General features: G+C 58.0%; 10 protein-coding genes. All 10 read left to right on the top strand.

Translation table 11 applies throughout. The features are described from left to right. The first annotated feature begins 484 nt into the window (after window positions 1–484). Window positions 485–1,336 (top strand): ketose-bisphosphate aldolase, encoded by an 852-nt coding sequence (locus SFLMC1_RS00420; RefSeq protein WP_152075023.1) that lies wholly within the window; start codon window positions 485–487, stop codon window positions 1,334–1,336. Between the two features lie 15 nt (window positions 1,337–1,351). Then, window positions 1,352–1,801, top strand: coding sequence for a PTS sugar transporter subunit IIA (locus tag SFLMC1_RS00415; RefSeq protein WP_152075022.1), 450 nt, complete (start codon window positions 1,352–1,354; stop codon window positions 1,799–1,801). 89 nt (window positions 1,802–1,890) lie between these two features. Continuing rightward, the gene (locus tag SFLMC1_RS00410) at window positions 1,891–2,190 is read left to right on the top strand and encodes a PTS sugar transporter subunit IIB (RefSeq protein ID WP_117734930.1); all 300 of its coding nucleotides are present in this window, start codon (window positions 1,891–1,893) and stop codon (window positions 2,188–2,190) included. A 53-nt stretch (window positions 2,191–2,243) separates the two neighbouring features. Continuing rightward, window positions 2,244–3,551 carry a PTS ascorbate transporter subunit IIC gene (locus tag SFLMC1_RS00405; protein WP_152075021.1) on the top strand — a complete coding sequence of 436 codons (1,308 nt, stop codon included), beginning with the start codon at window positions 2,244–2,246 and terminating at the stop codon, window positions 3,549–3,551. 116 nt (window positions 3,552–3,667) lie between these two features. Beyond that, window positions 3,668–4,060 (top strand): tetratricopeptide repeat protein, encoded by a 393-nt coding sequence (locus SFLMC1_RS00400; protein ID WP_152075020.1) that lies wholly within the window; start codon window positions 3,668–3,670, stop codon window positions 4,058–4,060. Between the two features lie 26 nt (window positions 4,061–4,086). After that, window positions 4,087–5,391, top strand: a complete 1,305-nt coding sequence (gene deoC, locus SFLMC1_RS00395) for a deoxyribose-phosphate aldolase (protein WP_222837987.1) — start codon at window positions 4,087–4,089, stop codon at window positions 5,389–5,391. A gap of 194 nt (window positions 5,392–5,585) precedes the next feature. Then, on the top strand, window positions 5,586–6,323 hold the full coding sequence (locus tag SFLMC1_RS00390; RefSeq protein ID WP_152075019.1) for a GntR family transcriptional regulator: 738 nt from the start codon (window positions 5,586–5,588) through the stop codon (window positions 6,321–6,323). A gap of 92 nt (window positions 6,324–6,415) precedes the next feature. Beyond that, window positions 6,416–7,120 carry a transaldolase gene (locus SFLMC1_RS00385; RefSeq protein WP_152075018.1) on the top strand — a complete coding sequence of 235 codons (705 nt, stop codon included), beginning with the start codon at window positions 6,416–6,418 and terminating at the stop codon, window positions 7,118–7,120. 418 nt (window positions 7,121–7,538) lie between these two features. Continuing rightward, window positions 7,539–9,254: an ATP phosphoribosyltransferase gene (gene hisG / locus SFLMC1_RS00380; protein WP_152075017.1), complete on the top strand. Its 1,716-nt coding sequence runs from the start codon at window positions 7,539–7,541 to the stop codon at window positions 9,252–9,254. Between the two features lie 105 nt (window positions 9,255–9,359). After that, on the top strand, window positions 9,360–9,824 hold a 465-nt coding region (locus SFLMC1_RS00375), incomplete at its 3' end, for a histidinol dehydrogenase (RefSeq protein WP_187323786.1).

Genomic DNA, 9,824 nt, shown 5'->3' with positions numbered 1-9,824 from the left:
TTGACGGTCCAACTTTTTGTCCGCAGTCCCGGTCTCATGCGGAAAGTGTGTCCCACTCTGGAGGCTCATTCCGGGATAGGCTTTCCGGCTGGGACTTCAAGCGGAAAGTCTGTCCCATTCTGAGCGTCTATTCTGGGCTGGACTTTCCGCCAGAGGCTTCAATGAATAAGCTCGGCGCAAGATCATGGCAGAATTCCATCGCCATCAACGCTCGTTTATCTAAAACGGACATGTCGTCTTATTTCGAGGCGTCTGACCAGACAAGGGCACCCGCATAGGTTGCGGGCGCCCTATTTGGTTGCGGGCAAACGGTCGAAATTGGCCGGCGAACGGTCTGCAGAGGACAATTCAAACGAAATATCATTCGTATAACCGAATATACGGACGTTTGTGATAACCTTGTTGTCGATCAAGGACGGCGACCGGCACCCCCTGTGCGGTCGCCACTTGATACATCCAGTGGAGACAACAGGAGGCAAACACTATGTACGTAACCCTGCGTGAAGTCCTGGCAGAGGCCAACCAGCTCAACATGGCCGTTGGCGCTTTCAACACTCACAACCTCGAGATGTGCCCGTCGATCATCCGCGTCGCAGCTCGCCTGCACACCCCCGTGATTATCCAGACCTCCGAGGGCACCGCTAGCTACGTTGGTCATCGCAACCTGGTTGCCGTGTGCGAGTCCATGGCCGAGGAGTACGGCGTGAACGTCGTTCTTCACCTTGATCACGCCAAGAACTTCGACGAGATCCGCAAGGCTCTCGAAGCTGGTTACAGCTCGGTGATGTTCGACGGTTCCGCGCTTCCCTTCAAGGAGAACATCCTTGGCACCAAGCGCATCGTCGAGATGGCTCAGGCTCATGGCGCTTCTGTCGAGGCCGAGCTCGGCACCGTTGGCGGTACCGAGGACGGCGTCGCCGTGGCCGATGCCGATGTGCGCTACACCGACCCCGAGCAGGCTGTTGAGTTTATCGAGAAGACTGGCATCGACGCGCTCGCCGTCGCTATCGGTACCAACCATGGTCAGTACAAGTCCAAGACCAACATCTCCTTCGATCAGCTCGAGAAGATCCGCGATGCCGTGAATGGTTTCCCCCTGGTTATCCACGGCGGCACCGGTGTTAAGGATGAGGACGTCCGTCACGTCATCGACCTGGGTATCCGCAAGTTCAATGTTGGCACCGATCTGCTCGTCAACTGGAACAAGACCTCCAAGCAGTGCTATGACGAGCTCAAGGAGAACGCCTCCAACCGTAACATGGTTATGCCTGCTCAGAAGGCCGTCGAAGAGGTTGTCGAGCACCGCATCAGCCTGTTCAAGAATATCGTCGCTTAGGGACGAGGCGCACCGATGCAGATTACGGAGATGCTCAAGCGCGAAAACGTTCGCCTTGCCGATTCTGTCGATTCCTGGCAGGACGCGATCAAACTTGCGATCGCCCCGCTCAGTGAGGGCGGTTACGTCGAGGATCGCTATGCGGATGAGATCATCCGCGCCACAAACGAGATGGGTCCCTACTACGTGCTCACCGAAGACGTCGCGCTGATTCACGGTCGCCCCGAAGACGGCTGCATTAAAGGTCAACTTGCCGTGACGGTCCTGAAGAAGCCCGTTAAGTTCTCGGAAGACAGCTTTGATGTTCGTCTCCTGGTCGCACTTGCGGCCGAGGATTCTAATTCTCATATCGAGGCCATGCAGGTACTTGCCGGCATCTTTATGGATGAAGACAAGATTGCGCAAATCGTCGCTTCAGATGACGCCGACGAGATTTATCAGGAATTTATGGGTGCGGCGGCGTAAAACAGTGCCGCTTGGTGCGGGCAAGTCCATGTATTCGCTCGCAATTAACCCGAGGTGGGGCGCGTGCCCCAAAAGGAAAGGAAATGAACATGGTCAAGATTTTGTGCTGCTGCGGCAATGGTCTTGGAAGCAGCTTTGCCTGCCAGATGGCTATTGAGCAGGTTATGAAGAAGCTCGGGGTTCAGTGCAAGATGGACCACGACAGTGTTTCCAGCGCCGCGGGTGCCTCCAAGGGCTTTGACATGATTGTTGCTGCCGAAAACTTCAAGACGCAGATCGAGAGCTACAACACCGGTCTTCCCTGCGTGTTCCTTAAGCGTCTTGTCGATAAGAAGGAAATCGAGGAGAAGTTGACTCCGGTGCTCAAGGAGATGGGCGTCCTAGAGTAAGGGTCTTTTCGCCTAGATTGATAGAAATGTACATGAAAAAAGGGGTGTACAACATGGCTGTTCTTGAGTTTATTATCAATAACATCCTGACGCAGGCCGCTGTTGTTATCGGTCTCGTCGCCTGCCTGGGCCTTGTGCTTCAGAAGAAGTCAGTCAACGACGTGCTGCTCGGCACGTTTAAGACGATGCTCGGCTTCCTTGTTCTGGCCGCTGGCTCAAGCGTCATGCAGGGCTCTCTTGCCTACTTTGGTGATATGTTCAACTCTGCCTTCGGCTTCAATGGCATGACCGCCGTCGTCGCTTCCATCGAGGGCATTAACGGTCAGGCAATGACCGACCTCGGCCTTGGTTCCGAGATCGCCATCTGCCTCGCTGGCATCTTCGTGGTGAACATCATCCTCGCTCGTTTCACCAAGTTTAAGTATGTGTTCCTGACTGGCCAGGCCCTTCTATGGGAGTCCACGCTCTGCGTCGTGTTCGCCTTCTTCTGCGGCATGCGCGGTATCCCCCTGATCGTCGTGAGCTCCATCGTCGGTGGTGCCTTCGCTACCCTCATGCCTGCCTTCGCTCAGCCCGTTGTCCGCAAGATCACCGAGTCCGATGACATAGCCCTGGGTCACTTCTGCACCTTTGGCTATATGTTCACCGCTCTTGTCGCGAGCATCACCAAGAAGCTCGCCGGCGGCAAGGAGTCCAAGTCCACCGAGGACCTCGAGATTCCGCAGTCCCTGTCCTTCCTCCAGGATACTTACGCTGCAGTCGGCCTGGTCATGATCGTTTTCTACCTGGTCGTCGCTGCTTTCGCTGGCCCCGCTGCTGCTGCTGACTACTGCGGCGCCACCAACTACATGGTCTACGCTTTCCTCCAGGCCATGCAGTTCGTCGTTGGTCTGTACGTCCTGCTCGCCGGCGTCCGCCTGCTGCTCGCCGAGCTCGTCCCTGCCTTCCAGGGCATCTCGATGAAGCTCGTTCCCGATGCACGCCCCGCTCTGGACTGCCCTGTTCTGTTCACCTATGCCCCTAATGCCGTTATCTTCGGCTTTGTGTTCACCACGCTTGGCTCGCTGATCGGCATGGCTATCACCGGCTTCATGGGCACCCTCGTCATCCCCGGCGTTATGTCCAACTTCTTCGCCGGCGGCACTGCTGGTATCTTCGGTAACGCCATCGACGGTCGTCGCGGCGCCATCATCGGCTGCATCTTCCACGGTATCTTCATCATGATCCTGCCTGCGCTCCTGTCCCCGATGCTCGCTCAGATTGGCTTCGTGAACATGACCTGCACCGACGTCGACACCGTCGTCACCGGCTTCTTCTTCATGGCCATCAAGTCCATCCTCGGTGTCTTTGGTATCGCATAAGGATTCTTGAAGCGCCTGACGAAGGTCCAAGTCTTTCTTTAAGGGGGTTGTTCCCGTGCCTGGTCCCCGGCAGGGGAACAACCCCTTTCGTTTATTACTGCTAGTGGAGGTTTCCAATGGGTTTGTTTGGATTTGGCAAGAAAAAGGAGAAGGTGGCCTCCGCTGCAGCCGAGACCGCACCCGTTCTCGATCGAGATGCCGTGCTCGACGCCGTTAAAACAAAGCATTCTGAGCTCGAGGGCAAGGAGGGCGTCGCTGTCGCAAACGTTCTAAACGAGATTGGCAAGCTTTATGCCGATGCCAACATGGTCGACGAGGCCGTCGAGGCATACGAGCAAAGCCTGGAAGTCAATCGCACGATGGGCAAGGCGTCTGCGGCACTGGTCAAGCTGTACAACAAGAAGCGTGCGGCTGCCGCCGAAGCGAAAGACGATGAGGCTATCAAGTATTACATGGACAAGGTTACCGAGATGCTTGCTATCTCCAAAGACCAGCTTCGTGGCAAATAATCGGGTAGTAGGAAGGGTCTCCTAGCATGGAAAAGACGCTGATTTTGCTTGCCGGGCCTCCGGCTACGGGCAAAACCGATTTAGCAGATCGCATCAAGGCTCGCCATACATCCGAGAGCTTTTTGAGCGTCTCGCTTGATGACGTTAAGGAAGAGTATTGGGATACGTACGGCTTTAACAATGCCGAGGAAAAGGCACAGGTTGATGCGAGCGCTCTTCAGGAGTGGTTCCGTCGCCTCGATGTCGCCATGGCGGATGGTCCGCAGATCATGTGCGATTATCCGTTCTCTGCCAAGCAGCACGACAGGCTCGCCGAGCTGGCAGACAAGAACGGCTACCGTGTGCTCACGATTCGTCTTGTCGCCGATCCCGTTATGATCAGCAAGCGCTATCGTGCTCGCGATCTTAAGCCGACGCGTCATCTTGCGCACATTGTGACGCATTATCACAAGGGCGATGTGCTCGAGGATCGTAGCAAGGGCGACGATCTGGTCGATCTGGATATCCTTGTCGACCGTATCAAGAACCGCGGCTATGATACGTTTGAACTGGGTCATACCATTGAGCTTGATGTGACCAATGTCGATACTGTTGACTATCCGGGCTTTTTGGCCAAGGTTGATGAGTATCTGGACGATCCTTCGTCGGTTGCCACCATCGCCGCCAAGGCTGGGGCAGAGCTTACTGATGAGAACCTCTGCTCGCGCATCGACTATACATTGCTTAAGCCGACGGCGACCTGGGATCAGATTGATGCCATTTGTGCCGAGGCATTCGAGTACGGTTGTGCCAGCGCATGCATCCCGCCTTCGTATATCGCCCGTGCCCACAAGGTCTATCCCGATCTTGCGCTTACCACGGTCGTCGCTTTCCCGCTTGGCTATATGACGAGCTCTGCGAAAGCCGCCGAAGCGGCCGATGCCTACGCCAACGGTGCCTCAGAAATCGACATGGTGATTGATCAGGGAATGGTCAAGGCCCGCGATTACCAGGCGATCGAGGACGATATTCGAGCTGTGCGCGAGGCCGTGCCCAATGCGACGCTCAAGGTCATTGTCGAAACGTGCTATCTGGCGCAGGAAACCAAAAGGCCAATCTGTCATGCCGTCGAGGCTGCCGGTGCAGACTTTATTAAGACGTCAACGGGCTTTGGCACGGCTGGCGCCCAGGTCGAGGATGTCTATCTGTTTGCTCAAGAGTTGGGCGGCCGGGTAAAGGTCAAGGCATCGGGCGGCGTGCGCACGAAAGAAGATCTTGCGCTTATGTCGGGCGCTGGTGCCGATCGTATCGGCGCGAGTGCCAGCCCGCGCAAGCTTTTCGGCACGCGCTAGAGGTAGCCTGGGGCATTCTTTGCATAAGGAATGCCCCAAAGCAATGGTGAGCTGATGAAGTATGCTCGGCTGGAATGAAATATGCGCGGACAGCGTTATCGATGTGTGTCTTTTGTTATTTTCAGTTAACATTTACTAAAAGACAGTACCTGATATCAAGGATTTAGAGAACTGGTCCAGATAGGGGAGGGATGATGGCCAATACGTCTGAGCTCGATTTTAGCGGCAAAGAGCAGCTGTATTCTCAGCTGTACGATATCCTGTTCCAGGGAATTACGAGCGGTGCCTACAAGATTGGCGACTACATTCCCTCCGAAAGCGATCTTATGAAGCGCTATGACGTTTCGCGTGCAACGGCGCGCAAAGCGATGGAACTGCTTTCTAATAATGGTTTGATTGAGAAGAAGCGCGGCCGCGGATCCGAGGTTATTGCCAACGTGCCGCTTAGCTCGCCCAAGCGTGTCTCGAGCTATATCAAAAAGAATGTGGACGAGTTTGCAGTGCCTCAAAAACGTTTGATTGAGTCTGGCGTTGTAACCATGCCTCAGCACGTTGCCCACGAGCTGGGCTTGGCCGAGGGCTCAAAGGCCTTTTGCCTTCGCCGCGTGCGCGTGTCGGGCGATCGCTCATTCTATTTGGAGACGATTTATTACGAAGACGGTTATGTTCCGCATATTGCGGAGCGCGACTTTTCCAAGGAATCGCTTCGCTCTTATCTCAATAACTCGTGCGATATTCGCTGGAGCCGTGTGAGCCAAAAGATTGGAGCTTGCGTTGCTACCGACGAGCAGGCCGAGCTTTTGGGCATCAGCGCCGGTGCTCCGCTGCTTAACATTACGAGGGTTTCTCATGATCAGCAGAATATGCCCCGTGAGTATGTGGAGTCGTTCTACCGCGCTGACCTCTACCACCTCGAGATCGAACTCGATTAAGGGGCTTGCCGTTCCGACTCTGACGCGCCACGCTTTTGACAAACAATTCAGTCCGTACATTTCTACATCATCATGTATGTAAGGAGTACATTATGGCAATCAAGGTATTTGCCGACGGTGCCAACCTCGAGGGCATGCTCGACATGGCCGAGAACGGTAACGTTCAGGGCTTTACGACTAATCCCTCGCTTATGAAGGCGGGCGGTGTGACTGATTACCGCGAGTTTGCTAAGACCGTGCTCGAGCACATTACCGATGTTTCGGTTTCCTTCGAGGTCTTTGCGGACGATGAAGTGGGCATGGAGGCCGAGGCTCGTGAGATTGCGACTTGGGCCGACAACGTCTATGTCAAGATTCCCGCACTCAACACCAAGGGCGAGTCGACGGCGGCGCTCGTTAAGCGCCTTTCTGCCGACGGCATCAAGGTAAACGTCACGACGATTTTTACTTCCAAGCAGGTCGATGAATTTGTTGACGCTGTTTCTGCTGAGACTCCGTCTATTATTTCGATTTTCGCCGGCCGTATTGCCGACACTGGTGTCGACCCGCTGCCGTTGATGGCCGAATCCGTCAAAAAGGCTGCGGCAAAGCCACTGTGTGAGGTGCTGTGGGCGTCTACTCGCGAGCTTCTGAATATCTACCAGGCCGAGTCCGTGGGGTGCCAAATCATTACCGTTCCCAACGGCATTCTGGCCAAACGCAAGAACGTCGGTAAGGACCTCATGGAGTACTCACTCGACACCGTTAAGGGTTTCGCGCGTGATATCGAAACACTTGGATTCCACATCCTGCCGTAACCGGACAAGCCGAGTTGTCTATATCGGTTGATAGCAGAAGGAGTAAGGGTCGTCGTTGCCTGTACGGCGGCGACTCGTAATGCCCCAAGTTGGCAAAGGCTTACGGCTTTTGGCGACCTGGGGCTTTCTTTGTTTTGGGGATGACATATTCCGTTAAGGTCTCCGGCGGAAAGCGCGTCCCGGAATTGCAGTCCAGAACGGGATGCGCTTTCCGGTTGAGGGCTCAAGCGGAAAGCGCATCCCAGTTTTCGGCTAGAAGGTGGGACGTGCTTTCCCTGTGTTTCCAAATGAATACGCTGTGAGCCGAGAGGGACGATTCTCCCCGCAAGCACTCTAGTATGCTAAAGTACCCAGAAGACCGGCGGAGCTATGCCGGTCTTCTGTTCTATACGAAGCACAGCATGAGGAGGCTCACCAGATGACGGCCACACCGTGGGGATTCCGGGACATATTGCCCGAGGAGGCTCAGGCGCGCGAGGAGATTGCGCTGACGGTGAAGGGCTGCTTCAGGGAGCATCATTACCTTCCGGTCGAAACGCCGCTGCTCGAGGACAAGGGTTCGCTCGAGGAGGGCGGCCGCATCGCGGATACGCCGTTCAAGCTCTTTGACGACGACGGCCGCCTGCTGGTGGTCCGTCCCGACAACACGCTGCCCATCGTGCGCCTGGTTTCGACCCGCATGCGTGCGGCCGACCTGCCCCTGCGGCTGCGCTACGAGGCACCGGTGGTCCGCGAGTGCCAGCGCAATGCCGGCGGTTCGCGCCAGTTTACGCAGCTGGGCTTTGAGCTCATCGGCGCGGGCGATACCGCAGGCGATGTCGAGATTGTCTCGCTGGTCGCCGAGGCCGTGCGTAAGCTCGCATTGCCCGATGCGCGCATTATCGCAGGTAGTGTGCGCCCGTTTAAGGAGCTGCTCGCGGCATGTGAGGATCGCGAGCTGGCTGCCGAGGCGCTGCGTTGCGTGCACGCCAACGACTTTGTGGGCCTCGACGCCCGCGTGGCGGAGAGCGCCGAGTCCGAGGCCGTTAAGGCTGCCATTAGCGAGCTGCCGCGCCTGCATGGCGGCGCCGAGGTGCTCGACCGCGTGGATGCGCTGTTGGCGGCTGCCGGTATCGTCGCACCGCTCACGCGTGAGCTGCGTGCTCTGGTTGAGGGCTTGGCTCCCGAGGACGCCCAGGTGCTGTCCTTCGACTTCTCCATCATGAATTCCTTCGATTACTACACCGGCCTGGTCTTTAAGGCCTACGCGGGTGGCCTGCCCGATCCGGTGGGCTCGGGCGGTCGCTACGACTCCATCTTTACCGGCGCGTTTGGCGACGGCATCGAGGTGCCGGCGGCGGGCTTCGCCTTTTCGCTCGAGCGCCTGGAGGCCGCGCGCACCTCGGCCGAGGACGCTGCCTCCGATGGCGACCATGCCGTGGGCCGTGGCGCCGAGGGCCCGCTGCGCATCGCCGTGCCCAAGGGCTCGCTCAAGGCCGACACGCTCGACGTGCTCGAGGCTGCGGGCTTGGATGTCTCTGAGCTGCGCGATCCCGGCCGCCACCTGATTGTGCGCGGTCGAGACACGCGCGCCGGCAAGGGCGCGGTCGGCGATATCGAGTTTGTCATCGTGCGCCCCAGCGACGCGCCGGCCTTTGTGGGCTGCGGCGGTGCCGACTGCGGCATCTGCGGCTGGGACTCGCTCATCGAGGCAGACCTCAACCTGCTGCAGCTGGTCGATCTGGGCTACGGCCTGTGCACCTTTATTGAGGCGGAGCCCGCATGGCGCGCCGGCCAGGCTGAGCGCAACTATGCCCGCCGCGGGTCGCTGCGCGTGGCCACCAAGTACCCGCGCATCGCGAGCGCCTGGTATGCCGAGCGCGGCGTGAATGCCGACATCGTTTCGCTGCACGGCAATATTGAGCTGGGCCCCATCGTCGGCATGACCGACCGCATCGTGGACATTACCGCCACGGGCGCCACGTTGCGCGACAACGACCTGGTCATCACCGGCCGCATCATGGATTGCACGGCCCGCTTCTTCGTCAACCCGGGTGCCGCGCGCCTGGATCCGCGCGTGCGCAACCTGGCCGATCGCCTGGCGGCCGCCGTGAAGGACAAGCATTTTGAGCCCGTCGCGGGCTCGGCACAATAGCGCGAGCGCGCACGGGCGCCCCCATGTCCGGGCCGCGGGCCGATTGGCACTGCTGCCCGGTCTCACGTTTCTCAAACGCAACCTCAACCGATAGGGGATACCGATATGAAGACCATCAAGCTTGCTCCCGGTGAGCGCCTCGTTACCAACCAGCTCAACCGCAAGGGCGTGCTGCCGCAAAACATCGTCGACGCTGCGCGCGATATCGTAGCCAACGTGCGCACCAACGGCGATGCCGCGGTGCGCGATTACTGCCAGCGTTTTGACGGTGTTGAGCTGCAGAGCTTCCGCCTTCCGCAGGAGCAGATCGATGCTGCGCTCGAGGGCCTCGACCCGGCCTTTGTCGCCGCGCTCGAGAAGGCCGCGCGCCAGATTCGCGAGTTCCACCAGCGCGAGGTCGAGCAGAGCTGGTTTACCACGCGCCCGGACGGCACGATGCTCGGCGTTAAGGTGACCCCGCTTGCCGCGGCCGGCATCTATGTGCCGGGCGGCCGTGCGCAGTATCCCTCCACCGTGCTCATGAACGCCATTCCGGCCAAGGTGGCCGGCGTCAAGCGCGTGGTCATGGTG

Source organism: Collinsella aerofaciens (assembly GCF_901212495.1).
Taxonomy (GTDB): domain Bacteria; phylum Actinomycetota; class Coriobacteriia; order Coriobacteriales; family Coriobacteriaceae; genus Collinsella; species Collinsella aerofaciens_H.
Note: the sequence above shows the minus strand (reverse complement) of the source record. Positions and strands in the feature narration are given on the sequence as shown.

Coding starts and splice junctions, on each gene's coding strand:
- SFLMC1_RS00420 (WP_152075023.1), top strand. CDS start 485: ATGTACGTAACCCTGCGTGAAGTCCTGGCAGAGGCCAACCAGCTCAAC.
- SFLMC1_RS00415 (WP_152075022.1), top strand. CDS start 1,352: ATGCAGATTACGGAGATGCTCAAGCGCGAAAACGTTCGCCTTGCCGAT.
- SFLMC1_RS00410 (WP_117734930.1), top strand. CDS start 1,891: ATGGTCAAGATTTTGTGCTGCTGCGGCAATGGTCTTGGAAGCAGCTTT.
- SFLMC1_RS00405 (WP_152075021.1), top strand. CDS start 2,244: ATGGCTGTTCTTGAGTTTATTATCAATAACATCCTGACGCAGGCCGCT.
- SFLMC1_RS00400 (WP_152075020.1), top strand. CDS start 3,668: ATGGGTTTGTTTGGATTTGGCAAGAAAAAGGAGAAGGTGGCCTCCGCT.
- deoC (WP_222837987.1), top strand. CDS start 4,087: ATGGAAAAGACGCTGATTTTGCTTGCCGGGCCTCCGGCTACGGGCAAA.
- SFLMC1_RS00390 (WP_152075019.1), top strand. CDS start 5,586: ATGGCCAATACGTCTGAGCTCGATTTTAGCGGCAAAGAGCAGCTGTAT.
- SFLMC1_RS00385 (WP_152075018.1), top strand. CDS start 6,416: ATGGCAATCAAGGTATTTGCCGACGGTGCCAACCTCGAGGGCATGCTC.
- hisG (WP_152075017.1), top strand. CDS start 7,539: ATGACGGCCACACCGTGGGGATTCCGGGACATATTGCCCGAGGAGGCT.